Genomic DNA, 25852 nt, shown 5'->3' on the forward strand with positions numbered 1-25852 from the left:
GCCGCCCGCCCACCGGCCGTCCCGTCGACCGGCCTAGAGCCGGTCGTAGACGGCGGACAGCCGGCGCAGCACCTCGGCGGCCCGGTCGAGGGCGTCCTCGTCGTAGTCCTCCAGGTCGGCGTGCAGGGCCTCGGCCAGCGCCTGCTGGCGCTGCCGGTGGCGGTCGCGGCCGGCGTCGGTGAGGGAGACCAGGACGGAGCGCTTGTCCTCGGGCGGGCGGGTGCGGGTGACGTAGCCGGCGCTGACCAGGCCGTTCACCAGCTGGGTGGTGGCGGCACCGGTGGTCTCGGTGCCGGCGGCGAGCTGGGTGATGGTGAGCGGCCCCTGGTCGGCCAGGGTGCGCAGGGCCCGGGCGTGGGTGAGGGAGAGGGCCCCGGGGGTGCGGGTGGCGCGTCCGCGCAGCCGGGAGTCGGCGGCACTGAGGCGGTAGGCGGCGCGGGCCAGGCGGTCGAGGGCCTGGGCGCGCCCGGGGGTGGGCGGCGGCTCGGTCATGGGGGGCCTCCTCCTTCGGCAGTTGACAACAGCCTAACCTCAGTACTTAATGAATAAGTACTTAGTCACTAAGTACTTATCTATTCCTCGCACCCATCCCGTTCCGGGAGGAGACCGTCGTGACCACTCGTTCGACCGGCCAGAACTGGGCCCTGGACATCGCCCTCGCACAGGGCGGCTTCGACGCGCTGCACCCCGAGGCCGTCGGGACCATGGAACAGCTCGGCCACGACCACACCGACTTCGCGAAGGTCTTCGCGCTGGTCCGGAGCGGTGCCATGCTGCCCAAGGCCTGGGCCACGGTGGCCGGCCAGGCCGAGCAGCGCGCCGCCCACCACGAGCGCGCGGGCTTCGCCCGGACCGCCGCCGACCTCTACCTGCGGGCCGCCGTGATGTGGGGCCGGGCGCAGTACTCGATCTTCGACGCCGCCGACCCGCGCAAGACGGCCATGCGGGCCCACACCAACCACTGCGTGGAGCGCCTGGGCGCACTGCGCGACGGCCGGGTCCGCCGGGTGGAGCTGGACTTCGAGGGCTCGCGGATCTTCGCCCTGCTGCACCTGCCGGCCGGCCGGGTCGAGAACGCGCCCGCCGTCATCCTCGGCCCGGGGATGGACATGATCAAGGAGGACTACATCTGGGCCGCCGAGCGCTACTACACCTCGCGCGGGATGGTCGCGCTGTCCATCGAGGGCCCCGGCCAGGGCGAGAGCCGGGCCGGCGGACTGACCGTCGACCTCGGCAACTACGAGCGGGCGATCGGCCGCTACCTCGACCACCTGGCCGCGCTCCCGGAGGTCGACGCCGAGCGGATCGGCATGTTCGGCATCTCGATGAGCGGCTACTGGGGCTCCCGGGCGGCCGCCACCGACGGCCGGCTGCGCGCCCTCGCCGCCTTCGAGGCCGTCACCGGGGACTTCGCGACCATCTTCGAGCGCGCCCAGCCGACCTTCAAGAACAACTACATGTACATGGCCGGCTACACCGACGAGGAGGCCTTCGACCGCGACCTGGCGCACCGGATGCCGCTGGGCGACCTGGTCGCCGACATCACCTGCCCGGTGCTGTACGGCATCGGCGAGTTCGACGAGCTGACCGACCTCGGCCAGGCCCTGGAGAGCTTCGAGCGCGTCCGGGCGCCGAAGGAGCTGCGGGTCTACGAGGACGAGTTCCACCCGCTGGGCGGGGTGGCCGCCGAGGCCTTCCGGTTCGGCGCGGAGTGGCTGGAGCGCGCCCTCGGCGGTGACTTCGCCGACCCCGGCCGCGACGTGCGCCACTACGTCCACCGCGACGGCCGCACCACCGACGGCACCGCCGACCCGACCTGGTGGCTGGGCGCCGCCCCGGCCGCGCTCGCCGAACTGCGCCGCGCCTAGGACGTCGGGGCCAGGAAGCCGGGGCAGGACATCGGGGTCCGGACCCCGAGGCTAGGACGCCGGGGCCAGCGGCACGCCCGCCCGGTCCGCCGCCGGCTCCACCGGCGCCGGGACGGGCGGGCGCCGGTCGGCCGTCCAGGCCAGCAGGGCGACCACCGCGCCGGCGGCGGCCAGGCCCGCACCCACCAGGGTGGGGGAGGTCCAGCCGAGCCCGGCGTCCAGCGCCAGTCCGCCGAAGTACGCCCCCTGGGCGTTGGCCAGGTTGAAGGCCCCCTGCACGGTGGCCGAGGCCAGGGTGGGCGCGCTGCGCGCCTTCCGCAGCACCAGGGTCTGCACCGCGGGGACGATCGCGAAGCCGAACAGTCCGATCAGCACCACCGTGACGGCCGCCGACCAGCGGGCGTGCGCGGTCACCGCGAACAGCGCCAGCGTCGCGGAGAGCAGCAGGAAGGACCCGCAGACGGTCGGGCGCAGCGCCCGGTCGGCGGCGAACCCGCCGAGCACGTTGCCGATCGTCATCCCCACCCCGAACAGCGCCAGCACCCCGGTCACCGAGCCGCTCGCGTACCCGGAGACCTCGGTGAGCAGCGGCGCGATGTAGCTGTAACAGGCGAACATGCCGCCGCAGCCGACCACCACGGTGGCCAGCGCCAGCCACAGCTGCCCGCTGCGGAAGGCCCGCAGCTCGTGCCGGAGTCCGGACTGGCCGGGGGTGGGGAGGGCGGGCACCAGCCGGGCGATGGCGAGCGTCCCGGCGGCGGCGATCAGCACCACCACCAGCATGGTCGCCCGCCAGCCCAGGTGTTGGCCGAGCAGGGTGGCGGCCGGGACGCCGACGATGTTGGCGACGGTCAGTCCGGAGAACATCACGGCCACCGCCCGGGCCCGCCGCTGCGGGGCCACCAGCTCCGCGGCGGCCACCGCCCCGGCGCCGAAGAAGGCGCCGTGCGGCAGTCCGGTGATCAGCCGGGCGGCGGCCAGCGTCCAGAAGTCCGGTGCCAGCGCGCACAGCAGGTTGCCGGTCGCGAACAGCCCGGCCAGTGCCACCAGCACCGTCTTGCGGGGCTTCCCGGCGGCGAGCGCGGTGAGCAGCGGCGCGCCGATCACCACCCCCAGGGCGTATGCGGAGATCAGCCAGCCCGCCTGCGGGATGGAGACGTGCAGACTGCCGGCGACCTGGGGGAGCAGCCCCATGGCGGCGAATTCGGTGGTGCCGATGGCGAAAGCGGTGACGGCCAGCGCGAACAGCGCGAGAGGCAAGGGGGTGACTCCGGGGTGATGCCCGCGCCCGGGAGGCGCGCGGCGGGGTGATTCGTTCGTCGGGAATCCTAATCCGGTCGGATGACGCCCCCATGAGCCCCGTGTGACCAAACGGGGTCCCGCGCGGGAAGGGGCTCGCCTCGTCGGCCGCGGCGCGCGAGACTGGGGTCATGTGCCGCAACATCAAGACGCTGCGACCGCCCGTGACGCCGGACGCCGACGAGGAGGACTTCCACGCCGCCGCGCTGCAGTACGTCCGCAAGGTGTCCGGCTTCCGCGCCCCGGCGGCGCACAACCGCGAGGCCTTCGACCGGGCGGTGGACGCGGTCGCCGAGGCCACCGCCCGGCTGCTCGACGAACTGGAGGTCCGCGGCTCGCACGCCCGGGCCGCCGAAGCCTCGGCCTAGGAGCGGAGGCCGCGGCCTGGAGGAAGCCACGCCCTGGAACACGTGCCGTCGAGGAGCAGGAGCTGGTGATGAACCCCGCCGACCGTTACGCCCTCACCTTCCCCGGAACCCCCGGTACCCAGGCCCCGCAGGACGTGGTGGTGGTCACCCGGACCAGCGCCAAGGGCCCGGGCGGGCACCCCGTGTACGAGGACGCCAGCGGGATCGTCCGGGCCGAGATCAGCGACGCGGGCGAGGTCCGGATGCTCGCCAGCGGCGGCCACCAGAGCCCGCACCTGCCGGTGCACGCCCACCCGCTGCCGTGAGGCCGCCAAGGCCGTGGCGAGGCGGTGGCGGCGAGGCCGCGACCAGGCTGCCGTACGGCGCCCGGATTCCCCCCGAAGCACCGGCGGCGGTCCGGCCGGTGGGGCACAATCGCCTCATGACCACAGCGAGTTGGCAGGGGACGGTCGTCGCCGAGAGCGCGGACACCGTCGTCGTCGAGGGCAACCACTACTTCCCGGCCGAGTCGGTCCGGACCGAGTTCCTGCGGCCCTCCGGCACCACCACGGTGTGCGGCTGGAAGGGCACCGCCGGCTACTACACCCTGGAGGTGGCCGGGCAGACCAACCCGGACGCCGCCTGGTACTACCCGGACCCGAAGCCCGAGGCCGAGCACGTGCGGGGCCGGGTGGCCTTCTGGCGGGGCGTGGAGATCACCGAGTAGCCCCGCCCGGCCCGTCTGGCCGGTCGCGGCCGGCCAGACGCCGAGGGCCGGGCGAGCCACCGCGACCCGTCGGCTCGGGCGGGTTCAGCCGCCGAGGGCCGCGGGCGGGGCGACGGCCCCGTGTCCCGCCTTGACGCCGTTCACCATCGCCTGGTGGATGGCCCGCGCAGTGCTCTCGTCCGCGGCGGCCACCGGACTGCCGGAGACGGTGTACCAGTCCAGCGCGCCCGTGTACTGGACGGTCAGGCGGGCCTCGCCGTCCACCCACGTGGTGTGCACGGTGAGGTCGCCGGAGATCGGGCCGACTTCGGTGGTGGTGACCCCGCCGGGGCCGCTGATGATGGACTGGGTGGTCCAGGTCGCCCACGAGGTGCGCGGGTCCGTGGGCGGCTGGGCCTGCCGGTCGGTTTGATCGTGTTCGGTCATGCGCCTATCCTCCCCCGCCGGTGAGCCGCCGCCCGGGCAGCGACACCTGCGGTCGCAAGGACCGCCCGGTTCCGCCGGGCGGTCGGATCGGTGTGGCGGGACGGTCAGCTGTCGGCGTCGGGCTCGTCCAGCATGGAGTCGCCCTCGGCCTGGGAGGTGTCCTGGGCGTGCAGGTTCTGCATCGAGGTGATGCCCTCCTCCGGATCCGCGGCGCGGACCTCCTCCTCGCGGCCGGTGCTCACCTCGGAGCGATCGCTCATGTCGGTCATCGCGGGCTCCCGTCTCCTCGGCCGGTCCCGGCGCACCCCTCACCGCGGGCGCGGCCGGGCCGGGGCCGTCCTTCGCCCTTCAAGCCTGCCCCCGCCCCGGCTCCGGGGCCAGTCGGGTGACCCGCGCCCGCCCGGTCCCGCCCGGTCCCGCCCCGCCCCCCGGACCAGGGGCCGGGTCACCAGGCCACGGGGAGCGACCGCATCCCGTAGATGAACGACTCGGTACGGAACTCGCGCTCGCCGGTCAGCCGCAGCCCCGGCAGTCGGCGGAACAGCGTCTCCAGGGCGATCTGGAGCTCGGCGCGGGCCAGTGGCTGCCCCAGGCACTGGTGCACGCCGAAGCCGAAGGCCAGGTGCCGCCGGGCGTCCCGGTCCAGGTCCAGTTCGTCCGTCGACCGGTGCCCGGCGCCGCCGAACACCGCCTCGTCCCGGTTGGCCGTGGACAGCATCGCGATCACGCCCTCCCCGGCCCGGACCGTCACCCCGCCCAGCTCGACGTCCTCCAGCGCCACCCGGGGCAGCCCGGTGTGCACGATGGTCAGCAGGCGCAGCAGCTCCTCCACCGCGCCGGGCAGCGCGGCCGGGTCGGCCAGCCTGGTGATCTGCTCCGGCTGCTCCAGCAGCAGTGCGGTCGACAGCGCGATCATGTTCGCGGTCGTCTCGTGCCCGGCGATCAGCAGCAGCACGCCCGTGCTGGCCACGTCGTCCGGGGTCAGGTCGTCCCGCACCGCGAGCCGGCTCAGGACGTCGTCCTCCGGCTGCGCGCGCTTGCGGGCCGTCAGGTCGCGCAGGTAGTCCAGGACCTCGTCCTGGGCCACCCGGAGCTCCTCCAGGGTGCTCTCCTGGCTGAGCAGCGTGCGGCTCAGGCCCTGGAAGCGGTCGCGGTCCTCGTACGGCACGCCGAGCAGCGAGCAGATCACCAGCGAGGGCACCGGCAGCGCGAACTCGGTGACCAGGTCGGCCGTGGTCCGGCCCGCGGTCATCCGGTCCAGTGCCTCGTCCACGATCCGCTGGATCTCCGGGCGCAGCGCCTCCACCCGCTTGACCAGGAAGTCCCCGGTGACCATGCGGCGCTGGCGGGCGTGCTCGGGGTCGTCGAGCCGGAGGAAGGTCGGGTTGTCGGTGACCAGCTTCTCGCGGGCGCCGGCGACCAGCAGTGGGAAGGCCGGGTGGCGCACGTCGGCGCTGAACCGGCGGTCGGACAGCACGGTGCGGACCTCGGCGTAGCCGGTGACCAGCCAGCAGGGGTCGCCGTCGGGCAGCTCGGCCCTGGTCATCGGAGCGGTGGCGGCGGCCTCGGTGTACGCGGGCGGCGGGCCGAACGGGCAGCCGCTGGAGTGCGGGGCCGGCAGCAGCGGGACGGCGGGCGCGGTGGGTGTGGCGGTCACGGCGGGGTTCTCCTCATGTCGCGGGTGTCCTCGTGGGGGTGCCGGGGTGCAGGGGAGCCGCCCAGCGGCCTGCGAGGCCGACGGTGGAGCCCGTCAGGCTCCCGCCTGCGCGGGCTCGTCCTCGGTGACGGTGATCGCCCGGCCCGGGCAGAGCTCGGCGGCGAGCCTGACGTCGTCGAACTGCTCGGGCAGCAAAACGATCTGACGGAGTCTCACCAGGCTGTCGTGGTCGTCCTGGTCGAAGACCGCGGGCGCGTTCATCACACACATTCCGGAGCTGCAGCAACGGTCCCGGTCGACGCTCACCTGCATGTCGGGCACCTTTCGCCAGGGCGCCGCCGACTGCCCGGCGGCCGCCTCTCGTTGTCACGGTCAACCTAGCCGCCGCTGGTCCGTCCACGGAGGGTGCGGTGGCCGGATCGTCGAGAATGGCTGATTCGGCGCCACGGCGTGAACGCCCTTGCGGTGCAATGCGTTTCAAGTGACGGTACTTCGCCGGACGGGGCCGGCGGGCCGGGCCGCGCAGGCAGCCTCACAAGCCTTCGGCGGCGGCCAACTCCCTTATGGCGGCCACGGTGTCGGCTTCGGCGGCGCTCTTGTCCGGCCGGTAGCGCACCACCCGGGCGAACCGCAGGGCCAGCCCGGCGGGGTAGCGGGGGCTGCACTGGAGGCCGTCGAAGGCGATCTCGACGACCAGTTCCGGTCGTACTCGTACCGTCCGGGCGTCCCGGTCGGTCTCCCGGGCGAGCAACTCGGCGGTCTGCCAGGCGAGCGTCTCGTCCGTCAGCCCCTTGAAGGTCTTGCCGAGCATCACCCACGGCCCGAGGCCCGGCTCGCCCGCCGCCCGGGCCCCCAGGTGCAGATTGCTCAGGAACCCCTGGCGCCGCCCGCTGCCCCATTCGGCGGCCAGCACCACCAGGTCCAGGGTGTGCCGGGGCTTCACCTTGATCCAGCCCGCCCCGCGCCGCCCGGCCGCGTACCCGGCCGCCGGGTCCTTCACCAGCACGCCCTCGTGGCCCAGCGCCAGCGCCTCGCGGAGGAACGCCGACGCCTGCGCGCCGTCCCCGGTCTCGGTACGGGCCACCCGCAGCCCGGCCGGCACCGTCCCGTCCAGCGCCGTCCAGCGCTCCCGGCCCGGCCGGTCCACCAGGTCCTCGCCGTCCCGGTGCAGCAGGTCGAAGAAGTAGACGCTGAGCGGCACTTCGGCCCGCAGCCGGTCCGTCTCCCGCCGGGAGGCGGTGCGCGCGGCGGTGACCTGGAACGGACGCGGCCGCCCCCGCGGATCGAGAGCGATCGCCTCACCGTCCAGCACCGCCGACCGCAACGGCAGCGCCAGGGCCGCCTCCACCACCTCGGGGACACGGGCGGTGATGTCGTCCAGGCTGCGGGTGAACACCGCGACCTCTCCGCCGTCCCGGTGCACCTGCACCCGGATCCCGTCCAGCTTCCATTCCACCGCGGCCGCTCCGATGCGCTCCAGCGCGGAAGCCACGTCCGGCGCCGAGGCCGCCAGCATCGGCCGCACCGCCCGCCCCACCTCCAGCCGGAACCCCGCCAGCGCCGCCGCCCCACCGCCCAACGCCGCGGCCGCCACCGCCCGCGCCGACCCCCGGAACATCAAGGCCCGACGCACCGCCGCCACCGGCACCCCGGCGGCCTGCGCCACCGCCTCCCCGACCAGCGCGTCCAGCGCCCCCTGTCGCAGATCCCCGACCAGCACCGCCCGCAGGAACCCTTGCTCCACCTCCGTCGCCCGCCCGAACAGGCCAGCCAACAGCCGTCGGCGCTCCGCCTGCGCCCCCGCCCCGTGCACCCCGGCGATCCGTTCCAGCTCCCGCTCCACCTCCCGCACCCCCAGCGAGGGCGCGGCGGCCGGTGCCGGCAGGTCCCGCAGGGCCGCCCAGCCGACCCCGGTCCGCAACCGCTGCGCCTCGCCGGACAGCAGCACCACCGCCGCCGCCCCCTCCTCGGCCCCCAGCTCCCGCAGGCACCCGGCCAGCAGCCCGACCTTCGCCCGCCGCCCCGGCTCCGCCGCCACCTCCCGGGACACCACCGCCAACCGCCACAGGCCCATCCGCCGACACCTCCATCCCCAGCATCGACGCTCACCCCCGCCCCGCGCACCCCGGCTCCCACGGGCGCCCGCCCCCGGGCCCTGCGGCGGGCCGCCGAAGTATCCTTGCCCGTCCGGTGGTTGATCCGAGGAGGGGGAGCGGCGGTGTCGATCGAGTTCGTGCGCCGGGTGGACGGCCTGGTCTACCGCTACCGCCCGGACGGGGAGTCCAACGGTCGGCCGTCGTTCCGGCGGATCGACCTCGATGTGTGGTGCCGCTGGCTGCCCGGGCGCGGCTGGTGCACCGTCGGCGCCGACGGGACGGCCAACGGCTGGCCGCTGTCCGGCCGCTCGGCCGAGGAGGCGTCGCCCCCGCTCGGCCCCTGGCGCAGCTGGAAGGCCGGCAAGTCGTACCTCTACGACCTGCGCCGCACCGACGACGCCCGGGGTCGCGGACCGGCGGGGCACCCGCCCGGGAGCCTCACAGCTCGCTGAGTTCGCCCAGCCCCAGGGTGCGCAGCGTGTGGTCGGCCAGCTGCCGGTGGCCGGCGGCGTTCGGGTGCTCCCTGCCGCACCACCGGAACACTGCGACTCCGCAACCGCCGGGAAGTCGATCTTGTGCACGAGGGGCCGGAGCCGGGGGCCGGCCACCGGCGTTACTGCTTGACAGGGTGCGTAATACTGTAACGCGCGCGGCCCGAGAGGCCGTCGGAACGGGCACCGCCCGCGTTCCTCCCCAGCAGCTCGGAGCACCACATGCACCCCTTCCTCGACCATCCGGGTCCGCTGGCCTTCGCCCACCGCGGGGGCGAGCTCGGCCACCCGGAGAACTCGCTGGCCGCGTTCGAGGCCGCCGTGGCGCTCGGCTACCGGTACCTGGAGACGGACGTGCACGCCACCGCCGACGGCGTGCTGGTCGCCTTCCACGACTCCCGCCTGGACCGGGTCACCGACCGCACCGGCACGCTGGCCGAACTGCCCTGGAAGAGCGTCCGACGGGCCCGGATCGGGGGCACCGAGCCGGTGCCTCTGCTGGAGGACCTGCTCGGGGCGTTCCCCGAGGCCCGCTTCAACGTGGACGTGAAGGCCGCGCTCGCCGTCGCCCCGCTGGTGGCGGCGATCCGCCGGACGGACGCCTGGGACCGGGTCTGCGTCGGCGGGTTCTCCGACAGCCGACTCGCCGCCGTGCGCGCCGCCGCCGGCCCTCGGCTGGCCACCTCGCTGGGCCCGCGCGAGGTGGCCCGGCTGCGGCTGCGCTCCCTGGCGGGCCCGCTGCTGCCCGGCCGCGGGGCGCCGTTCGCCGGGATCTGCGCCCAGGTGCCGGAGCGGCACCGGGGGATCCCGGTGGTCGACCGGGCCTTCGTCCGGGCCGCCCACCGCCTCGGCCTGCAGGTCCACGTGTGGACTGTGGACGATCCCACACGGATCAGGGCTCTCCTCGACCTGGGTGTGGATGGCATCATGGCGGATCGCATCGACGTCCTGCGGGACGTCCTCGGCGAGCGCGGCTGCTGGACGGACGGCAGCACCGGCTCCAGCACAGTGAAATAGGAGCCCATGAGCACCACGGACCACGTGCCGGACGACGTTTCGTCGCCCCCGGCGGCAGCCGACGACGGCCGCGCCCTGCGCCGGATGCAGTTCGGCTGGTACATCAGCGACTGGGCCAACGCCGCCTTCACGACCACCGTCCTGACGGTGTTCCTCGGGCCGTACCTGACCGAGGTGGCCAGGAACGCGGCCGACGCCTCCGGCGACGTGCACCCGCTCGGCCTGTCGATCCGCGCCGGATCGTTCTTCCCGTACACCGTCTCCTTCTCCGTGCTGATCTCGGTCGCGGCGATGCTGCTGACCGGCACGGTGGCCGACCGCACCGGCCGGCACAAGGAGCTGATGTGCGGCTTCGCCTACGTCGGCGCGCTCGCCACCACGGGGATGTTCTTCCTCGACGGCGACGGCTACCTGCTCGGCGGCGCGCTGCTGGTGGTCGCCAACATCTCCTACGCGGTGTCGGTGGCGCTCTCGTACGCCTACCTCCCCGGCCTGGCCTCACCGGACGAGCGCGACAAGATCTCCTCCAAGGGCTGGGCCTACGGCTACGCCGGCGGCGGACTGCTGCTGATCGCCAACCTGGCCCTGTACGAGGGCCACGAGGCGCTCGGCCTGTCCTCCGGCACCGCCGTGCGGATCTGCCTCGCCTCGGCGGGCCTGTGGTGGGCGCTGTTCACCGTCGTCCCGATGCTGCGGCTGCCCTCCCGGGCCGGCGTCGCCCGCGACCGCGCCGCGACCGGCCCCGACCAGCCCGCCGCCGGCAGCCTGCGCGAACTCGGCCGCACGCTCAAGGGGATGCGCAAGCACCCGCTGACGCTGCTCTACCTGGCGGCCTTCCTCTGCTACAACGACGGCATCCAGACCGTCGTCTCCCAGGCCTCGCTGTACGGCAGCGAGGAACTCGGCATGGAGCAGGGCACGCTGGTCATCGCCGTGCTGATCGTCCAGGTCGTGGCGATCGGCGGGGCGCTGCTGCTCGGCCGGATCGCCCACAGCCACGGCGCCAAGAGGACCATCCTGGGCTCGCTGGTCGGCTGGGTGATCACCGTGGCCCTCGGCTACTTCATGCCCGCTCACCAGCCCGTCTGGTTCTACGCCCTGGCCTGCATGATCGGCCTGGTGCTCGGCGGCAGCCAGGCGCTCTCCCGTTCGCTGTTCTCGCACCTGATCCCGGCCGGCAAGGAGGCCGAGTACTTCAGCCTGTACAAGGTCAGCGACCGCGGCACCAGCTGGATGGGCCCGCTGGTCTTCGGCCTCGCCTACCAGATCACCGGCAGCTACCGCTCGGCGATCATCTCGCTGCTGATCTTCTTCGTGATCGGCTTCCTGGTGCTGGCGAAGGTGCCGGTCCGCCGCGCCATCGAGGCGGTCGGCAACCCGGTGCCCGAGCGCCTCTGACCCCGCCGCTCCCGGCGCCCGGCCCGGGCACCGGGAGCCGGCCCGGGGTTCACCGGTCGGCGATCAGCCCGCCGATCTCCCGGAGGAAGTCCTCCAGGGTGCCGGCGACGAGCTCGAAGCCGCCGTCCACGGAGGCCGTGGCCGACCTCCAGACCCGCCCGGTGTGTCCGGTCGCGAACAGGTGGCCACCGCCGTCACTGCCGAAGACCAGGGGCAGCCGCTCGCCCTCGACGGCCGGGACGCCGTAGTCGCGCAGCTGCGCCGTGACCGTCTCCGGCGCATGGATGAAGTAGCCGTTGTCGACGTCCGGCAGGGACGCCCCGGCGAGCGCCCGGTGGAGCGTGGCCAGATCGGCGGGGAGCGGCAGCAGTTCGGCGAGCGCGTCCGCGGCCCGGAGGCTGTGCTCCGTGGCGGGGGCCAGCGCGTTCTCGCCGGGCGGGAAGCCGTACCGCTCGGCGAAGGAGCGGGTGAACCCGGGGAGGGCCGCCTCGGTCTCCGCGCACCAGGCGCGGAGCCACTCCGGGTCGAGCCGGGGACCGGGCAGCGGCGTGGCATCGCCGAGGCTGACGGTGACGGAGCGGCGCCATCCGCCGGGGCCGGGTTCCGCCCCGTCCCGCTCCGCCGCCTCCCGCTCCCGGAGGGCCGCCAACTCCCGGGCGCCCATCGCGCGCAGCCGCGCCTCGCCCTCCTCGTCGGCCTTCTCGGCGCCCGGGTAGAGGATGATGAACCGGCCTCCGTTCTCGTCCTCCCAGGTGTGGCTCTGGTACTCCGTCATCGGCTCGTCCACCGCAGGGAACCTCCGCTCCGTGCCATCGGGGTGACCCACGGTAGGGGATGGGCCCCGAGGCGGGAAAGCGCTTCACCCTCCCGGGTGGGCCCGCGCCTGCCGGACTGGAGTACCGGCGGGTGGTTGTTGGCCACGACGGCGGTCGGTGGGCGCCCGGCGGTCCGTCATGCTGGGCGGGTCCGTCCGACCTGGCGAGGAGACCGAGTTGAGCAGCGCCGCCGCGAACCGTTGGAGCATCGGCGTGCCGGAGGCCGGGGACTACCCGCGCTGGCGCGAACTGTTCCGCGGGTACTGCGAGTTCTACCGGGTGCCGATGCCGGAGGAGAAGGCCGGGCTGGTGTGGTCCTGGCTGAACGACCCGGCGCACGAGCTGGAGGCGCTGCTGGCCCGGGACGCGGACGGGACGCCGGTCGGGTTCGCGCACTTCCGACCGTTCTCCCGACCGCTGCACGGCGCGGTCGGCGGCTTCCTGGACGACCTGTTCGTGGCGCCCGAGGTGCGCGGCGGCGGGGCGGTGGACCAGTTGCTGGCCCGGCTGCGGGAGATCGCCGCCGAGCGCGGGTGGAACACGGTGCGCTGGATCACGTCGGACGACAACCACCGGGCGCGCAGCAAGTACGACCAGGTCGCCACCCGGACGATGTTCGTCACGTACGACATGGCCCCGGACGGCCCCGCCCGCTGAGCCCGCAAGAGCCGCCCGGGTCCGCCCGGGACCCGACTGGGACGAGTGATCGGGTCACGTGACCCAGGATCTGTCCGGCGGACATTCGTTCGGACTTTCTGTTATCGGCGTTCCGCCGTGGGGTCTCCCAGGTGTCGGCACCCGACCAGCCGACCTGGACAGAAAGCAGTGGCGACGTGAACAGCGACGACAGGACGACCATCATCCCGGTGAACGGCAGCGGGAGCGGCGGCCACGGCCGCCTGGGTGGCCGGGCCGCGCGGCGGGCGGCCGAGCGGCATGCCGGCCGTGGCCGTCGGGGTCGCAGGCGCGGCGCGTTCCTGCCGGTGACCGCGGTGGTCGCCGCGGTGGCCGGAACGGGCCTGATCGCCGCACTGGCCGGGGCCGGGTACGCCGCGTACGGCGGCAAGCAGGCCGACCGCGACCTGGCCGGCCAGTCGACCGCGGCCGATTCGCTGATCGCCGCCGAACTCGGGACGCACGAGGGCATCCAGGTGCCGGGCGCCGGGGCAGCGGGCCCCGTGGGCGCCGGGGCCGGTTCGGGCAGCCCGACGGCGACGGACCCGGCGGCCACCCCGAGCGCGACCGCCACCACGACCGCCACCGCCTCTCCGACGGCCCCGCCCACCGCCACGGCGAGCGCGACCGCCCGGCCCACCGCCACCACGAAGCCGAGCCCGACGGCCGCCCGCCCGACCGCCGACGGCGCGGCGGTCGCCGCCCAGCGGGCCGCCGCCGCACCGGCGGGCGGCGGACCGAACGCCTCGTACGCCCAGCAGGTCGTGGACCTGGTCAACGCCGAGCGCGCCAAGGCCGGTTGCGGCCCGGTCGGCGCCGATCCCCGGCTGGCCAGCGCGGCCCAGTCGCACAGCGACGACATGGCCGACCGCAACTACTTCGACCACGCCAGCCCGGAGGGCTACCACGCCGACCACCGGATCGAGGCGGTCGGCTACCGCTGGAGCACCTGGGGCGAGAACATCGCCCGGGGGCAGAAGGACCCGGCGGCGGTGATGGAGTCCTGGATGAACAGCCCGGGCCACCGCGCCAACATCCTGAACTGCGCGTTCAAGCAGCTCGGGGTGGGCGTGCGGACGGGTGCCGACGGCCCGTGGTGGACGCAGGTGTTCGCCGCCCCGGCCTGATCCGCCCCGCCGCCGCGCCCCGCCCGCGTCCCCCGCCCTCCGTCCCGCGCCCCCGCCTCCGCCCCTCGTTTCGCCTCCGCCGGTGGCCGGTACTCCCGGCCACCGGGAAGTCCGATTTTCCGATTCCGCGCACATTGTTGTTATCTGATCACTCCCCACAGGTCTCCGAGGAGGCAGCGGCGGACGGAAACACGGCAAGACGGAGCGCGGACCATGAACGCTGATGTGCAGAACAGGACCGGAGCGACCCTGGTGCTCGCGGCGCAGGCAGGTGACCGGCAGGCCCAGGAGGCCCTGGTCGCCGCCTGGCTGCCGCTCGTCTACAACGTGGCCGGCCGCGCCCTGCGCGGCCACGCCGACGTGGACGACGTAGCCCAGGAGACCATGATCCGCGCCCTGGACGGCCTGGACGGGCTCCGCGACCCGGAGTCCTTCCGGTCCTGGCTGGTCGCCATCACCATGAACCAGGTCCGCCGCCGCCACGCCGCCGGGCAGCAGCAGCCCATCGTCGGCGGCCTGGACGAGACCTGGGAGGTCCCCGACCCCCGGGCCGACTTCACCGACCTCACCATCCTGCGCCTCGGCCTGTCCGGCCAGCGGCGCGAGGTGGCCGAGGCGACCCGCTGGCTGGACCCGGACGACCGCGAACTGCTCGCCCTGTGGTGGCTGGAGGCCAGTGGCGAACTCACCCGCGCCGAACTCGCCGAGGCCCTGGACCTGACCCCGCAGCACGCCGCCGTGCGCGTCCAGCGGATGAAGAAGCAGCTGGAGGCCGGCCGGGTCGTCGTCCGCGCCCTCGGCGCCTACCCGCGCTGCCCCGAACTCACCGAGGTCACCACCGGGTTCGACGGCACCCCGAACTCGGTCTGGCGCAAGCGGATCGCCCGGCACATCCGCGGCTGCGCCAACTGCGACGGCCTCGGCCGGGACCTCTTCCCCGCCGAAGGGCTGCTGGCCGGCCTCGCGATGGTGCCGATCCCGTCGGCCTCGCCCGCGCTGCTGCACCTCCAGCACACGGCGGCCACCGCCGCGCACTCGGCCACCGCCGCGCACTCGGCCGCCGCCGGCAGTGGTGCGGGCGCGGCGGGTGCGGGTTCCGGTGCGGGCACTGGTTCGGGCGCCGGTGCCGCCACCGGCGGTGGCGCGCAAGGGAGTTGGGCCGGGATCGCCGCCCGCAAGGCCGTCCTGGCGGGCGGCGCGGCCGCCGCGGTGGCCGTCACCACGCTGGCCCTGGTCTGGACGAACCCCAGTGAGCCGCCGAGCGCGGCGGCCCCCGAACCCGCCGCCCCGGCCGCCGCCCTGGACACCCCGGCGGCCCTCCTCGCGACCCCGTCCGCCACCCCCACGCCCACCCCGACGCCGACCCCCGCCGACACCCCGACCGCTACGCCGACGCCCTCGCCGACCGCGTCCCGGCCGACCCCCGCCGCGCCGCAGCCCAACCCGGAGCGGCAGCTGGTGGACCTGGTCAACGCCGAACGGGCCAAGGCGGGTTGTGCCCCGCTGCGGATCGACCCCCGACTGCACAACTCGGCCCAGAAGCATGCCGACGACATGGCCGCCCGGGGCTTCTTCGACCACGTCAACCCCGACGGCGTCCGCGCGGACGCCCGGATCACCGCGGCCGGCTACCGCTGGTCCCAGTGGGGCGAGAACCTCGACCGGGGACCGACCACGGCGGCGAGCGTCTTCGCCCGCTGGATGGACGGCGGCATCCACCAGTCCAACATGCTCGACTGCGGCTTCAAGGACATCGGCGTCGGCGTAGCCGCCGGCCCGGCCGGCACCCTGTGGACCCAGGACCTCGGCGCCCCGCTGTCCTGACCGTGACCGGCTGGGCCGCGGGGGCCGACCCCCAGCGGCCCAGCCGGTCACGGGAGCGTGTTTCCTGCTCACCCAGCACCCCGGCAACGGCACGGGCTGTGCCAACATCGACGCCTAGTTCACGCAGCAGGTCCGGGACGGCATCCGGACCTGTGCCGGCTCGCCGGTCCCGCCCGGCTGCATCAACACCAACCACCAGGTCCCAGGTCCCCGGCTGCGGAGGCATCGGCTCCCGGTTCATGCAGCTCGCCCGCCCGGGCGCATGGATCTGCCCGTGCACGCCCGTACCGGCGGGCTACCCCACCACCAGCTACAACAGCGGCCACTGCGACGGGTTGGGAGCCTGGCTCCTCGTGCGCAACCGACCCCGGACCGGCTCGGGGAGGGGACCGCACATCGGCGCGCCCATCCCCTCCCCGAGCCCGAAAGGCCACACCAGGGCGTGTCTGACGGCCGGACAGGGCCTAGGCCGGAGTGACCGGCACCAGGCCGTCCGCCGAGCCGGTCACGTACCCGGTGGCCTGGCCGACCACGCCGCCCGCGTCCCCGACCTGCCCGGGCGCCGAGTCCGGCGCGCCGACCGCCGGCCCGGGCATCCCCTCCTGGCCGCCGACCGCGCTGGCGTGGGCACTGGGAGCGGTCAGGGAGGCGACCACGCCGACGGCGAGCGAGGCGACGGCGAGCATGCTGCGCTTCTTCATGGCCGGTCCAACGACGCTGCGCCGCAAGGGTTACGGTCGCCACCGGCGCGTTTCAGCGGGCCGGCGCCCCGGCGTCCCCCACCACCACCACCGGGTGCAGCGCCGGATCGAGCGCCAGCAGCAGTTCCCGCATCCGGTCGGTGGTCATGCTGACGCAGCCGTCGGTCGGCTCGGCGTGGTCGACGTGCAGCCCGGTCCCGCCGCCGTACCCGCTGCCGCGCGGGCGGCGGGAGTCGAGCGGGGTGGAGCCGGGGACACGGTTGTGGTCGACGGCGACCGCGTAGTCGAAGGAGCCGGCCAGTGGCTCTGCCTCGAACCCGGTGCCGGGCATCACGAAGGCGTCGGACCGGTTGTACCGCGGTCGGCTGCCCGGGTCGGGCAACCGGCCGCCCGCGCCGGTGAGGGTGAACACCCCGACGGGGGAGCGCAGATCGCCCTGTCGATGGTCGGTGGTCCAGCCCTTCAGGGGTTGCCTCCCGACCGCGAACATTTTCGCCGGTGGTGTCCGGTGGCAGTGGAGGAGGGTGGACGGCCCGCGTGCCGGCCGGGGCTAGGCCGGGCGGCAGGCGGGCCGTGGGGACCACCATGGCCCGCCGCGCCCCGGACGGCCAGGGGCGCACGGGGGCGCCCGGACGCGCAGTGCGGCGCGATCCGGCGGGCGAATGGCGGCAGAGCGTGCGAAAGCCGATCAGAGCCCGCGAAGCGCGTCAGACCGTGCCCGATCCCTCCGGTGCGCCGGGCCCGACCGGTCGTGCGCCGGCGCGCGGGGTGGTGGTCACCGGCGTCACCGTCCAGTCCGGGTGCCCGGGCATCGGCGGGGTGTGCCGCCCGTAGAGCCAGTCGTCCAGGAAGCCGCGCAGGTCCTGGCCCGACACCTCGGAGGCGGTGCGCACGTAGTCCCGGGTACTGGCGTTGCCGTACCGGTGCTCGCGCAGGAAGGCGCGCTCGATCCGGTCGAAGGTCTCCGGGCCGACCTTCTCCCGTAGGGCGTAGAGCACCAGGGCGCCGCCGGTGTAGCGCTGGTCGTCGAAGAGGTTCGCGGCGGTGGGGGAGGCGACCGGGCCGGAGTCGTGCCGCCACTGGTCGGCGAGGCCGTAGAGCCGGCGCATCCGGGCGACCAGGGTGGTGTCGCCCCAGGCGTCGGGCCAGCCGCGCTCGTAGCGGTAGGCGAGGCCGTAGAAGTCGGCGTGGCCCTCGTTGAGCCACAGGTCGGCCCAGGTGGCGGGGGTGACGCTGTCGCCGAACCAGGAGTGCACCAGCTCGTGCATCATGTGCGAGCCGATCTTCGGCTCGGGCTGGCGCAGGAAGCCCGGCTTGTAGAGGGTGAGCGTCTGGGTCTCCAGCCCGGTGAAGGCGAAGGCCGCCGGGTCGTCGGTGTCGGCCGGCAGGATGCCGTAGGACTCGAACGGGAACGGGCCCAAGTGCTGCTCGGCCCAGTCGAGTTGGTCGGCGGTGAGGTCGAGGGCCGGGGCGAGGTCGGCGACCCGCGCGGTCGGGACGACGTCGCGCAGCCGCAGCCCGTGCGGCCCGGGGCGCTCACGGACGGTGTAGTCGCCGACGGACACCTGGACGAGCTCGGTGGCCATCGGCTCGCGGGAGACGTACCGCCGGGTGGTGCGGCCGTCGCCGAGCGGTTCGGTCTCCGTCAGCTCCCCGTTGGCGACGCCGCGCTGCGGGTCGGGGGCGGTGACCGCGATGGTGAAGCGGGCCTTGTCGCCGGGGTGGTCGTTGCAGGGGAAGACGGTGTGCGCGCTGGCGGGCTGCCCGGCCACCGCGAAGCCGTCCGGGGTGGGGACCCAGCCGGTGTGCGGCAGCGCGGCGCGCGGGTCGGCGGAGTACTCGACGGCCAGCCGGGCGGTGGCGCCGCGGTGCAGCGGGTGCGCCGGGGTGACGGTCAGCTTCTCGTCGTGGACGGCGAACCGGGCCGGGCGCCCGTCGACCCGGACAGCGCGCACGTTCAGCCCGAGCGCGTCCAGCGACAGCGAGGCGAGCGTCCGGTCGAGCCGAGCGGTGATCACCGCGCCGGCGTCCACGGTCCGGGTGTCGGCCCGGTACTCGAAGGACAGGTCGTAGGCCAGGGCGCGGTACCCGGTGTTGCCGAGCGAGGGGAAGACCGGATCGCCCAGCCCGTCCGTGGCGGTGGCCGGCGGGGCGGCGGCGGACAGCAGCGCCGCGCTGAGCACGAGCACCGGGACGAGAGCGGTACGGGACCTGAGCAGGGTGATCACCACTTCGGGAGCCGGGACCGGGGCGGCGGAGCGCCGGGGTACGTGCGCGAGGCACCGGGCAACGACCCTAGTGGACCGTCAGCTCCGGCCGACGGGATTCGACCCGACCGGGGACGGGGCGCGACACGAGGCCGTCCCCCGGACGGCCCACGGTGCTGGCGGCGCTCCCCGGCCGGGCCTAGTGTTCGTAGTGCTTCGTCCCCTGACGGACGAGGCCACGGCCGTCGGAGAACCTGGCCAGGTCCGGCGGCCGTACTCATGTGCCCGGACGGCTCCCGGACGCACCCCGTAGGCTGGCGCCCCGCACACCGCCCGCCCACCGGACGCCAGGAGCCGCCGAGTGACCAGCCCCGCCGCACCCCTCCTGGTGATCGGCGAGTGCGTCGCCGACATCGTCCGTACGGACGGCGCCCCCGATCTGGTCCACCCCGGCGGCAGCCCGGCCAACCTCGCGTACGGCCTGGCCCGGCTGGGCCACCCGGCGGTGCTGCTCACCGAGTTGGGGCCGGACGCCAACGGGCGGCTGATCCGTACGCACCTGGAGTCGGCGGGTGTGGTGGTCCGGGCTGCCGAGGTGGCGCGGACGCCCTCGGCGGTGGTGCGGCTGGACGGGCAGGGACGGGCCGAGTACACCTTCGACATCGGCTGGACGCTGCCGCCGACCGAACTGCCCGCCGCCCCCGCCGCGATCCACCTGGGCTCGATCGGCGCGGTCACCGAACCGGGCGCCGCCGCGGTGCTCGCCCTGGTGGAACGCTGGCGCGACCGGGCCGCGGTCAGCTACGACCCCAATGTGCGCCCCGCGCTGATGGGCGAGCGGGCGGAGGCCGTCCACCGGGTCGAGCGCTGGGTGGCGCTGAGCGACCTGGTCAAGGCGAGCGACGAGGACCTCGACTGGCTCTACCCGGGCGAGCCCGCGGAGGCGGTCGCCGAGCGCTGGCTGGCCCTCGGCCCGGCCGTGGTCGCCGTCACCCTGGGCGCGGAGGGCGCGTTCGCGCTCACCGCCGAGGGGCGCCGGGAGCGGACGGCGGCCGTCCCGGTGGTGGTCGCGGACACCGTCGGCGCCGGCGACTCCTTCATGGCCGCCTTCCTGCACGCCCGAACCTCCGGCGCCGACCTCGCCGACTGCCTCACCCGGGCGGTGACCGCCGCCGCCCTCACCGTCTCCCGGCCGGGCGCCAACCCGCCATCGGCCGCCGAACTGGCCGCGGCCCTGGCCTGAGATCCGTCAACTCCCCAGCCGCGCGGCCTCGGTGAGGTCCTTGCCGTACCAGACCTCGGAGTAGGGCCCGGTGTCGCCGTACGCCGGGATCTCCCGGTAGCCGTTGCGCAGGTAGAGGGCGCGGGCCTCGACCAGGTCGAGGCGGGTGTCCAGGACGATCCGCTCGGCGCCCAGCGAGCGGGCGGCCTCGTCGACGGCGGCGAGCAGCCGGGCGCCACCGCCGGTGCCGCGCGTGCCGGGGCGGACGAAGACCCGGGTGAGCTCGACGGTGGTGGCGTCGAGGCGGCGCAGCCCGGCGCAGGACTGGGCCGCGCCGTGGTGGCGGCCGAGCAGGAAGACGCCGGTGGGGGCGGCCAGGTCGTCGCTGGGGGTGTCGGCGAGGCCGGACTCCAGCTCCTCCGGGGTGCCCTCCCGGCCCAGGTGGAGGCGATAGTAGCGGTTGGCCACGTCGTAGTAGTACTCGCGCAGCAGTTCGGCGGCCTCGGGGGTGTTCACATCGGCCGAGGTCACGGTCCAGGGGTCGGTCATGCGCGCATGATCCGTTTCCGGGCGCCGCGGCCGCAAAGGGTTTTCGGGCCGGTCGCGCGGATTCGGCAAAGGAACGGCAAGGCGGGCGGCGTGCCGTTGCCCCGGCCGGGTGACGGGAGGTTGGCGGGGGCGCCCAGCGGGGGAGCAGTAGCAGCTATGAACGGACCATCAGCTTGTCGCATTAATGAGGACCTGAGTCGAGGTCAGAAGCGGAGCGGCGCACGCACCGGACTGCTGGCCGCCGTCTGCCTCGCCGCCGTGGTCACCGGCTGCGCCGGCCCCGCCGCCCAGCCGAAGCCCGCCCCGGCCGCCGGAGCACCCGCCGCCGGAGCCGCCGCACCGCCCGAGGCCGCCCCGGCGCGGCTCCCCGGCCTGGCCCGCCAGGAGGAGGAGGCCAGCGGCGAGGCCGCGGCCCGCCAGGAGAACGCGGCCCGCGCCGCCGTGGAGACCGCGCAGCGCTGGGGCCTGGACCGCCCGCCGCTGAAGGCCCCGCCCCGCCCGGCGACCAGGGCCGCGCTCACCCCGGTCCAGGGCGTCAAGCTGAAGGACGGCCGCCCGCCCGTGGTGTTCCGGGTGCCGACCCAGGACAAGGTGGTCTTCCTGACCATCGACGACGGCTTCGAGAAGGACCCGGAGTTCTCCCGGATGGCCCAGGAACTGGGCATCCCGGTCAGCGCCTTCCTCTCCGACTACCTGGTCCGCGACAACTACGGCTACTTCCGGGACCTGCACAAGCAGGGCGTGGAGATCAACAACCACACCATCAACCACCGCAACCTCAAGGTCCTCGACTACGAGACCCAGCGCCAGGAGATCTGCAACCAGCAGGACCAGCTGGAGCAGCAGATCGGCGTCCGCCCCCGGCTCTTCCGGCCCCCGTACGGCGAGTACAACGACGACACCCTGCGCGCGGCCGCCTCCTGCGGCGTCCAGGCGGTGCCGCTGTGGAACGAGGAGGCCTTCCCGGACCACATGGAGTGGCGCTACGACGACCGCAAGCTCCACCCGGGCGACATCATCCTCACCCACTTCCGGGGCGTCTCCGACTGGAAGGCCACCATGCCGGACCTGCTGCGCAAGGTGGTCAACGACGTCACCGCGGCCGGTTTCTCGCTGGGCCGGCTGGACGACTACCTGTAGGGCGTGGCTGACGGTGCGCGTCGCGCGCCCGGCGGGAGTTGTCAGCCACGCCCTGGCCGGCACCCGTCGGCGGGAGCCTCAGCCGAGCGAGAGGGCGTCCAGGTACACCCAGGCGCCCTCGTGCCGCACGAACCGGCTGTGCTCGCTGAGCACGCCCTGCTCGCCGCCCTCGGTCCAGTGCGCCCGGAAGGCGACCGTGCCCTCGGCGTGGAAGGCACCGCCCTCGCTGGTGGAGACCACCTCCAGCGCGGTCCAGCGCAGCGCCGGGTCGAAGTCCACCTCGGCGGGCCGGGTGTCCGGGTGCCAGGTGCGCAGCAGGTAGGCCTCGTCCTGGGCGGCGAAGGCGCTGAACCGGGAGCGCATCAGCGACTCGGCGGTGGTGGCCTTCGCCTGGCCGCGGTGCAGTCGGCCGCAGCAGTCGCCGTAGGTGGCGGGCAGGCCGCACGGGCACGGGGAGGACGGCAGCAGCCGGGGAGCGGCGGGGCGGGGCGCGGAACGACGTCGGGACATGCCGTCCATTGTCCCCCAACGGTCGGGAGGCCACGGCCGGGAGGCCCATGAAGGGCCCGCCCCTCCCGGTGGAGGGGCGGGCCCGGTCCCGCTACGCGGGGCGCCGGAAGGAGTAGTTGAACTCGGCGTTGCCGAAGTGGCCCATCATCCGGAGCCAGAACGGCATCATCATCTCGGTGGCCCGGGCGCCGGTGATGTCCCCGAGGTCGACGATCCACTCGGCCGGCCAGCCGAACTCGCCCAACAGCGCGACCGTCTCGGCCTTGGCCCCGGCGTCGTTCCCGGCGATGAACAGGTTGTGCTCACCGGCCAGCCTCCCCGGCGCGACCATCAGCTCGCAGTTCAGCGTGTTGAGCGCCTTCACCACCCGGGCCCCGGGGAACTCGCGCTGGATCTGCTCGCCCACGCTGTCGGTGTTCACCGGGGCGAGGGTGACGCCCTCGGGGCCGAACACCAGCGGGTTGGAGACGTCGATCAGCAGCTTCCCGGCGAGGTGCTCGGCGCCGGCCGCGCGCAGCGCCGCCAGCGAGACCGTCCCGCCGGTGGCGTTCAGCACCACCTCGCCGAAGGCCGCCGCCTCGGCGAAGGTCCCGGTGCCGCCGGCGGGGCCGGCCTGCTCGGCCCAGGCCCGCCCCTTCTCGTTGTCCTTGGTGCGGGAGCCCAGGGTCACCTGGTGGCCGAGTGAGACCAGCTTGTCCGCCAGGGTCTGCCCGACCGTGCCGGTGCCGATGATTCCGATGCGCATGGTTCCCCGTTCGTCCCGTGGGTGCCCGCCCCCGGTGGAGCGGGCCGCGACGACCCTAGTTGACGCACCGTCACCGCGCGTGGATGTTCCGGCTCGGGGGGTGTTCCCCGGGCTCGGGATCAGCCGCGCGGCTCGCCGAACCAGTCGCGCAGCGCCCGGTCCAGCCCCTGCGGGTCGGCGTCGTCCGGGGCACAGGCCCAGGCGACGTACCCGTCCGGGCGCAGCAGCAGCGCGCCGGCCGGGGCCTGCTCCGGGTGGGCGGTCACCACGTCGACCCGGTCCTTCCAGGGCGCCGCCCGGTCGGCGAGGGCGAGCGCGCCGCCGGTCAGGTCGAGCACCAACGGCCTGCCGCTGCGGGCGAGTTCGGCCAGCCGGGAGCCGTCGACGGAGAGCTCCGGGGCGAAGCCGCCGGCGAGCGGGTGCGGGCAGCCGGTGTCGTAGCGGACGTCGCTGCCGGCCATCAGGGCGGCGATCCGGGCGAGGTTGTCGTCGTGGGCCAGCAGTTCGCCGACCAGGGCGCGCAGGGCGGTGACCGCGGGGCCGGGGGACATCAGGGCGGTCTGCGCCTGGGAGTGCATGAACACCCGCTCGCCGACCGGGCGGCGCTCCCGCTGGTAGCTGTCCAGCAGGCCGGGCGGGGCCCAGCCCTGGAGCTCGGCGGCGAGCTTCCAGCCGAGGTTGGCGGCGTCCTGAAGACCGAGGTTGAGGCCGGGGCCGCCCGTCGCGGCGTGCACGTGGGCGGCGTCGCCGACCAGCAGCACCCTGCCGTCGCGGTAGCGCTCGGCGAGCCGGGTGTTGTGTCCGACGGTGCGCCGTGGGGTGTGCCGGCCGGAGGTGCGGGCCGGGGCGAGCGCCAGGTCGGCGCCGGTGACCCGGTGGATGCTGGCGCGCAGCTCGTCCAGGGTGAGCGGGGCGCGCTCGTCCACCGGCGGGCCGCCCCACTCCAGGGTGGCGACCATGACGGCGTCCGGAGAGAAGGGGGCGATCACGAACACGCCGTGGTCGGTGCGGGTGTGGGTGTACGGGCGGAACGGGGTCGGGCAGCCGGGCAGCAGGAACGCGCCGTCGTCGGTGCCGCGGATTCCTTCGGGCGGCAGCACGTGCGCGATCCGGGAGACCGGGTCGGGCGAGGTGACGCCGGGGAAGCCGATCCCGGTGAGCTTGCGGACGGTGCTGCGGCCGCCGTCCGCGCCGACCAGGTAGCGGGTGCGCAACCGCCCGGCGCCGTCCGGGCCGTGGAGGTCGAGCGTCACCCCGGCGGGATCCTGGGTGAGGCCGGTGACCTCGTGGTCGCGGCGCACGGTGACGCCCAGTTCGCGGGCCCGCTCCTCCAGCACCTCCTCGATCCGGTGCTGCGGTACGGGCACGGCGTGCAGCGGGTTGGCGTCGAGGCGGTGCAGGTCCAGCGGGAAGGCGCCGAACACGAAGCGCGGCACCGGCTGCGGCACCCCCGGGGCGCCGCTGAGCGGCTGGTGGAGGCCGCGGTGGTCGAGCAGCCGGAGCACTTGGCCGACCAGCCCGTTGGCCTTCTGTTCACCGGAGCGCTCGGGCAGCCGGTCCAGCACCACCGGCCGGACTCCGGCCAGCGCCAGTTCGCAGGCCAGGAACAGCCCGACCGGGCCGGCGCCGACGATGACGACGTCGTTGGTCATCTCGATTCCCCCTCTGGGACGGTTGGTTCGTCACGACGACGGATCGGGCAGTCCGGCCGCCAGCTGCCGCAGCGCCTCGGCGAACACCGCCTTGAACGGCAGTGCGGGATCGGCGCCCAGGTACTGCTCGTTGGAGGCCTGCAGTGCGGAGAGCACGGCCGAGGCGACCAACTTCGGGTAGAGGTCCCGGTCGGCGTCGGTGCCGGTCCGGGCGGCGATCGCCGCGGTGAGTTCGGCCCGGGTCTCGGCGCCGCCGCGGAAGAACTCGGCCTGGAGCGAGGGTTCGCGCAGCAGCAGCCGTACGGCGGTGACCCAGCGCGCGTCGGGCGCCTGGTCCGGGCCCTCGAAGGGCTCGACCAGGGACTGGGTCAGCGCCTCCCAGAGTGGTTCCCCCGCCGGGCGGGCCCGCAGGGCCTCGGCGGCCCGCAGGACCCGGTTGCGGTGCCGGAAGACGATCGCCTCGGCCTTGCTGGAGAAATAGTTGTTGTAGGTGCGCGGGGACACTCCGGCCGCGGCTGCGATGTCCTCCACCCGGACGTTCTCCAGCCCCCGCTCCACCGCCAGGCGCAGTGCGGCCCAGCTCAGTGCCTCCCGCGTCGCGGCCTTCTTCCGTTCCCGCAGGCCGGGCTGCCCGTTCGTCATGTGCTCCACTCTCCCGAAAAGGTGCGTAGTGCGCAATAGTGCGTGGCACGCAAGTTTTTCCGGGCATCCGGAGCCGTGGCGAGCCGCCTGCCACCTGCGGTTCGTCGCTGGTAGTAGTTGCGTGGTCGCGGAGCGATGCCCCGCAGGAGCCCGTTCCCGCAGGAATCCGGCGGGACGACCCGACAGGAACTGAGGAGCGGTCATGGGTGGCAGACAGCGTCCGCCGCGGGCGCGGAGCCCGCGCCGGGGCGGGCCGGCCGGCGGCGGCCGGGTGAACTCCCGGGTGGAGATCGCCCGCATCGAGGGCTTCCTGGCCTGGGAGGCGGAGGTAGCGGCCGCCGAACGGGACGCCCGGGCCTTCGCCGCGCAGTTCCCCTGGCTGCCGGACGCGGAGCGGGAGGGCCTCGAACAGGCCTACGCCGCCGACCGGCTGCGCTACGCCGAGGAGGTCGTGGACCGCGCCGTCGACCGCTGCCGCCGGCTGGCCGCCCGCTACCGCGCCGAGTGCCGCCGGATCTGCACCCGCTGGGCGGCGCTCTGCCTCGCCGTCACCCTGGCGGCGGCGCTGTTCGCCGTCCTCCCGGCGGCCCTTGGCGGCTGACGGCGCGCACGAACGTCGGGGGGGCCCCCCCGAGGGCGGCGCGGCCGGCCCCAGACGGGGCCCGCCGGGGTTGCAGTGGTGGTCGGGGGCCGGGGGGTATGCACCATCTCCAATAA

General features: G+C 74.8%; 29 protein-coding genes. 13 read left to right on the top strand and 16 right to left on the bottom strand.

Annotated elements, in window-relative coordinates:
* Positions 1-33: 33 nt before the first annotated feature.
* The gene (locus ACFWIS_RS05630; RefSeq protein ID WP_380458783.1) at positions 34-492 is read right to left on the bottom strand and encodes a MarR family transcriptional regulator; all 459 of its coding nucleotides are present in this window, start codon (positions 490-492) and stop codon (positions 34-36) included.
* 119 nt (positions 493-611) lie between these two features.
* Between ACFWIS_RS05630 and ACFWIS_RS05635 the strand changes: the two genes are divergently transcribed.
* Entirely contained in the window at positions 612-1868 is a 1257-nt protein-coding gene (locus ACFWIS_RS05635; protein WP_380458781.1) for an alpha/beta hydrolase, read from the top strand.
* A 51-nt stretch (positions 1869-1919) separates the two neighbouring features.
* On the opposite strand, the gene ACFWIS_RS05640 is transcribed toward ACFWIS_RS05635, so the two are convergent.
* The gene (locus tag ACFWIS_RS05640; RefSeq protein ID WP_380458779.1) at positions 1920-3128 is read right to left on the bottom strand and encodes an MFS transporter; all 1209 of its coding nucleotides are present in this window, start codon (positions 3126-3128) and stop codon (positions 1920-1922) included.
* A gap of 170 nt (positions 3129-3298) precedes the next feature.
* On the opposite strand from ACFWIS_RS05640, the gene ACFWIS_RS05645 reads away from it, so the two are divergent.
* From ACFWIS_RS05645 to ACFWIS_RS05655, 3 genes are all read left to right on the top strand, one after another.
* On the top strand, positions 3299-3535 hold the full coding sequence (locus ACFWIS_RS05645) for a DUF2277 domain-containing protein (RefSeq protein ID WP_380458777.1): 237 nt from the start codon (positions 3299-3301) through the stop codon (positions 3533-3535).
* Between the two features lie 68 nt (positions 3536-3603).
* Positions 3604-3840, top strand: a complete 237-nt coding sequence (locus ACFWIS_RS05650) for a DUF6296 family protein (RefSeq protein WP_380458775.1) — start codon at positions 3604-3606, stop codon at positions 3838-3840.
* Positions 3841-3956: 116 nt separating this feature from the next.
* Positions 3957-4241: a DUF427 domain-containing protein gene (locus tag ACFWIS_RS05655; protein ID WP_380458773.1), complete on the top strand. Its 285-nt coding sequence runs from the start codon at positions 3957-3959 to the stop codon at positions 4239-4241.
* Between the two features lie 84 nt (positions 4242-4325).
* On the opposite strand, the gene ACFWIS_RS05660 is transcribed toward ACFWIS_RS05655, so the two are convergent.
* The 5 genes from ACFWIS_RS05660 to ACFWIS_RS05680 form a co-directional block, all read right to left on the bottom strand.
* Positions 4326-4667, bottom strand: a complete 342-nt coding sequence (locus ACFWIS_RS05660) for a hypothetical protein (RefSeq protein ID WP_380458771.1) — start codon at positions 4665-4667, stop codon at positions 4326-4328.
* A gap of 104 nt (positions 4668-4771) precedes the next feature.
* Positions 4772-4936, bottom strand: a complete 165-nt coding sequence (locus tag ACFWIS_RS05665; protein ID WP_380523481.1) for a hypothetical protein — start codon at positions 4934-4936, stop codon at positions 4772-4774.
* Between the two features lie 176 nt (positions 4937-5112).
* On the bottom strand, positions 5113-6324 hold the full coding sequence (locus tag ACFWIS_RS05670) for a cytochrome P450 (protein ID WP_380458767.1): 1212 nt from the start codon (positions 6322-6324) through the stop codon (positions 5113-5115).
* Between the two features lie 93 nt (positions 6325-6417).
* Positions 6418-6636: a ferredoxin gene (locus tag ACFWIS_RS05675; protein WP_380458765.1), complete on the bottom strand. Its 219-nt coding sequence runs from the start codon at positions 6634-6636 to the stop codon at positions 6418-6420.
* A 220-nt stretch (positions 6637-6856) separates the two neighbouring features.
* On the bottom strand, positions 6857-8398 hold the full coding sequence (locus tag ACFWIS_RS05680; protein ID WP_380458763.1) for an ATP-dependent DNA ligase: 1542 nt from the start codon (positions 8396-8398) through the stop codon (positions 6857-6859).
* Between the two features lie 144 nt (positions 8399-8542).
* Between ACFWIS_RS05680 and ACFWIS_RS05685 the strand changes: the two genes are divergently transcribed.
* The 3 genes from ACFWIS_RS05685 (at position 8543) to ACFWIS_RS05695 (ending at position 11326) form a co-directional block, all read left to right on the top strand.
* Positions 8543-8872: a hypothetical protein gene (locus ACFWIS_RS05685; RefSeq protein WP_380458761.1), complete on the top strand. Its 330-nt coding sequence runs from the start codon at positions 8543-8545 to the stop codon at positions 8870-8872.
* 261 nt (positions 8873-9133) lie between these two features.
* Positions 9134-9928, top strand: a complete 795-nt coding sequence (locus tag ACFWIS_RS05690; RefSeq protein WP_380458759.1) for a glycerophosphodiester phosphodiesterase — start codon at positions 9134-9136, stop codon at positions 9926-9928.
* Between the two features lie 6 nt (positions 9929-9934).
* Positions 9935-11326, top strand: a complete 1392-nt coding sequence (locus tag ACFWIS_RS05695) for an MFS transporter (protein ID WP_380458757.1) — start codon at positions 9935-9937, stop codon at positions 11324-11326.
* 49 nt (positions 11327-11375) lie between these two features.
* Here the strand turns inward: ACFWIS_RS05695 and ACFWIS_RS05700 are convergent, their stop codons facing one another.
* On the bottom strand, positions 11376-12101 hold the full coding sequence (locus tag ACFWIS_RS05700) for a hypothetical protein (RefSeq protein WP_380458755.1): 726 nt from the start codon (positions 12099-12101) through the stop codon (positions 11376-11378).
* A gap of 217 nt (positions 12102-12318) precedes the next feature.
* Between ACFWIS_RS05700 and ACFWIS_RS05705 the strand changes: the two genes are divergently transcribed.
* From ACFWIS_RS05705 to ACFWIS_RS05715, 3 genes are all read left to right on the top strand, one after another.
* Positions 12319-12798, top strand: a complete 480-nt coding sequence (locus ACFWIS_RS05705; RefSeq protein ID WP_380458753.1) for a GNAT family N-acetyltransferase — start codon at positions 12319-12321, stop codon at positions 12796-12798.
* A 176-nt stretch (positions 12799-12974) separates the two neighbouring features.
* Positions 12975-13943: a CAP domain-containing protein gene (locus ACFWIS_RS05710; protein ID WP_380458751.1), complete on the top strand. Its 969-nt coding sequence runs from the start codon at positions 12975-12977 to the stop codon at positions 13941-13943.
* Between the two features lie 213 nt (positions 13944-14156).
* On the top strand, positions 14157-15767 hold the full coding sequence (locus tag ACFWIS_RS05715) for a sigma-70 family RNA polymerase sigma factor (protein ID WP_380458749.1): 1611 nt from the start codon (positions 14157-14159) through the stop codon (positions 15765-15767).
* A gap of 464 nt (positions 15768-16231) precedes the next feature.
* Here ACFWIS_RS05715 and ACFWIS_RS05720 read toward each other — a convergent pair whose 3' ends face one another.
* The 3 genes from ACFWIS_RS05720 to ACFWIS_RS05730 all read right to left on the bottom strand — a co-directional run bounded on the left by ACFWIS_RS05720 (position 16232) and on the right by ACFWIS_RS05730 (position 18699).
* Complete coding sequence (locus tag ACFWIS_RS05720; RefSeq protein ID WP_380458747.1) at positions 16232-16468, bottom strand: hypothetical protein; 237 nt, start codon at positions 16466-16468, stop codon at positions 16232-16234.
* Positions 16469-16520: 52 nt separating this feature from the next.
* Complete coding sequence (locus tag ACFWIS_RS05725; RefSeq protein WP_380458745.1) at positions 16521-16958, bottom strand: hypothetical protein; 438 nt, start codon at positions 16956-16958, stop codon at positions 16521-16523.
* Positions 16959-17175: 217 nt separating this feature from the next.
* Positions 17176-18699 carry a M1 family metallopeptidase gene (locus ACFWIS_RS05730; RefSeq protein WP_380458743.1) on the bottom strand — a complete coding sequence of 508 codons (1524 nt, stop codon included), beginning with the start codon at positions 18697-18699 and terminating at the stop codon, positions 17176-17178.
* A gap of 337 nt (positions 18700-19036) precedes the next feature.
* Here ACFWIS_RS05730 and ACFWIS_RS05735 point away from each other — a divergent pair, with 337 nt between their 5' ends.
* Positions 19037-19918 carry a carbohydrate kinase gene (locus ACFWIS_RS05735; RefSeq protein ID WP_380458741.1) on the top strand — a complete coding sequence of 294 codons (882 nt, stop codon included), beginning with the start codon at positions 19037-19039 and terminating at the stop codon, positions 19916-19918.
* Positions 19919-19924: 6 nt separating this feature from the next.
* On the opposite strand, the gene ACFWIS_RS05740 is transcribed toward ACFWIS_RS05735, so the two are convergent.
* Complete coding sequence (locus tag ACFWIS_RS05740) at positions 19925-20446, bottom strand: GNAT family N-acetyltransferase (RefSeq protein ID WP_380458739.1); 522 nt, start codon at positions 20444-20446, stop codon at positions 19925-19927.
* A gap of 156 nt (positions 20447-20602) precedes the next feature.
* Here ACFWIS_RS05740 and ACFWIS_RS05745 point away from each other — a divergent pair, with 156 nt between their 5' ends.
* Positions 20603-21586, top strand: coding sequence for a polysaccharide deacetylase family protein (locus ACFWIS_RS05745; RefSeq protein ID WP_380458737.1), 984 nt, complete (start codon positions 20603-20605; stop codon positions 21584-21586).
* A 78-nt stretch (positions 21587-21664) separates the two neighbouring features.
* On the opposite strand, the gene ACFWIS_RS05750 is transcribed toward ACFWIS_RS05745, so the two are convergent.
* The 4 genes from ACFWIS_RS05750 to ACFWIS_RS05765 all read right to left on the bottom strand — a co-directional run bounded on the left by ACFWIS_RS05750 (position 21665) and on the right by ACFWIS_RS05765 (position 25135).
* On the bottom strand, positions 21665-22096 hold the full coding sequence (locus ACFWIS_RS05750; RefSeq protein WP_380458735.1) for a YchJ family protein: 432 nt from the start codon (positions 22094-22096) through the stop codon (positions 21665-21667).
* Between the two features lie 91 nt (positions 22097-22187).
* Positions 22188-22841 (bottom strand): NADPH-dependent F420 reductase, encoded by a 654-nt coding sequence (locus ACFWIS_RS05755; RefSeq protein WP_380458733.1) that lies wholly within the window; start codon positions 22839-22841, stop codon positions 22188-22190.
* A gap of 119 nt (positions 22842-22960) precedes the next feature.
* A complete protein-coding gene (locus ACFWIS_RS05760) occupies positions 22961-24493 on the bottom strand; it encodes an FAD-dependent monooxygenase (protein WP_380458731.1) in 1533 nt (510 codons plus the stop codon).
* Positions 24494-24523: 30 nt separating this feature from the next.
* Positions 24524-25135, bottom strand: coding sequence for a TetR family transcriptional regulator (locus ACFWIS_RS05765; protein ID WP_380458729.1), 612 nt, complete (start codon positions 25133-25135; stop codon positions 24524-24526).
* Positions 25136-25337: 202 nt separating this feature from the next.
* Here ACFWIS_RS05765 and ACFWIS_RS05770 point away from each other — a divergent pair, with 202 nt between their 5' ends.
* Complete coding sequence (locus ACFWIS_RS05770) at positions 25338-25736, top strand: cytochrome C oxidase subunit I (RefSeq protein WP_380458727.1); 399 nt, start codon at positions 25338-25340, stop codon at positions 25734-25736.
* Positions 25737-25852 lie beyond the last annotated feature (116 nt).

Origin of the sequence: Kitasatospora sp. NPDC127060 (genome assembly GCF_042724935.1) — a bacterium.
GTDB lineage: Bacteria > Actinomycetota > Actinomycetes > Streptomycetales > Streptomycetaceae > Kitasatospora.

What these genes read in the sequence shown, in the direction of transcription:
- ACFWIS_RS05725 (WP_380458745.1), bottom strand. Translation starts at nt 16,958, where the DNA reads ATGTTCGCGGTCGGGAGGCAACCCCTGAAGGGCTGGACCACCGACCAT.
- ACFWIS_RS05755 (WP_380458733.1), bottom strand. Translation starts at nt 22,841, where the DNA reads ATGCGCATCGGAATCATCGGCACCGGCACGGTCGGGCAGACCCTGGCG.
- ACFWIS_RS05630 (WP_380458783.1), bottom strand. Translation starts at nt 492, where the DNA reads ATGACCGAGCCGCCGCCCACCCCCGGGCGCGCCCAGGCCCTCGACCGC.
- ACFWIS_RS05770 (WP_380458727.1), top strand. Translation starts at nt 25,338, where the DNA reads ATGGGTGGCAGACAGCGTCCGCCGCGGGCGCGGAGCCCGCGCCGGGGC.
- ACFWIS_RS05745 (WP_380458737.1), top strand. Translation starts at nt 20,603, where the DNA reads ATGAACGGACCATCAGCTTGTCGCATTAATGAGGACCTGAGTCGAGGT.
- ACFWIS_RS05700 (WP_380458755.1), bottom strand. Translation starts at nt 12,101, where the DNA reads ATGACGGAGTACCAGAGCCACACCTGGGAGGACGAGAACGGAGGCCGG.
- ACFWIS_RS05765 (WP_380458729.1), bottom strand. Translation starts at nt 25,135, where the DNA reads ATGACGAACGGGCAGCCCGGCCTGCGGGAACGGAAGAAGGCCGCGACG.
- ACFWIS_RS05680 (WP_380458763.1), bottom strand. Translation starts at nt 8,398, where the DNA reads ATGGGCCTGTGGCGGTTGGCGGTGGTGTCCCGGGAGGTGGCGGCGGAG.
- ACFWIS_RS05760 (WP_380458731.1), bottom strand. Translation starts at nt 24,493, where the DNA reads ATGACCAACGACGTCGTCATCGTCGGCGCCGGCCCGGTCGGGCTGTTC.
- ACFWIS_RS05675 (WP_380458765.1), bottom strand. Translation starts at nt 6,636, where the DNA reads ATGCAGGTGAGCGTCGACCGGGACCGTTGCTGCAGCTCCGGAATGTGT.
- ACFWIS_RS05655 (WP_380458773.1), top strand. Translation starts at nt 3,957, where the DNA reads ATGACCACAGCGAGTTGGCAGGGGACGGTCGTCGCCGAGAGCGCGGAC.
- ACFWIS_RS05665 (WP_380523481.1), bottom strand. Translation starts at nt 4,936, where the DNA reads ATGACCGACATGAGCGATCGCTCCGAGGTGAGCACCGGCCGCGAGGAG.
- ACFWIS_RS05715 (WP_380458749.1), top strand. Translation starts at nt 14,157, where the DNA reads ATGAACGCTGATGTGCAGAACAGGACCGGAGCGACCCTGGTGCTCGCG.
- ACFWIS_RS05660 (WP_380458771.1), bottom strand. Translation starts at nt 4,667, where the DNA reads ATGACCGAACACGATCAAACCGACCGGCAGGCCCAGCCGCCCACGGAC.
- ACFWIS_RS05740 (WP_380458739.1), bottom strand. Translation starts at nt 20,446, where the DNA reads ATGACCGACCCCTGGACCGTGACCTCGGCCGATGTGAACACCCCCGAG.
- ACFWIS_RS05750 (WP_380458735.1), bottom strand. Translation starts at nt 22,096, where the DNA reads ATGTCCCGACGTCGTTCCGCGCCCCGCCCCGCCGCTCCCCGGCTGCTG.
- ACFWIS_RS05695 (WP_380458757.1), top strand. Translation starts at nt 9,935, where the DNA reads ATGAGCACCACGGACCACGTGCCGGACGACGTTTCGTCGCCCCCGGCG.
- ACFWIS_RS05720 (WP_380458747.1), bottom strand. Translation starts at nt 16,468, where the DNA reads ATGAAGAAGCGCAGCATGCTCGCCGTCGCCTCGCTCGCCGTCGGCGTG.
- ACFWIS_RS05690 (WP_380458759.1), top strand. Translation starts at nt 9,134, where the DNA reads ATGCACCCCTTCCTCGACCATCCGGGTCCGCTGGCCTTCGCCCACCGC.
- ACFWIS_RS05645 (WP_380458777.1), top strand. Translation starts at nt 3,299, where the DNA reads ATGTGCCGCAACATCAAGACGCTGCGACCGCCCGTGACGCCGGACGCC.
- ACFWIS_RS05650 (WP_380458775.1), top strand. Translation starts at nt 3,604, where the DNA reads ATGAACCCCGCCGACCGTTACGCCCTCACCTTCCCCGGAACCCCCGGT.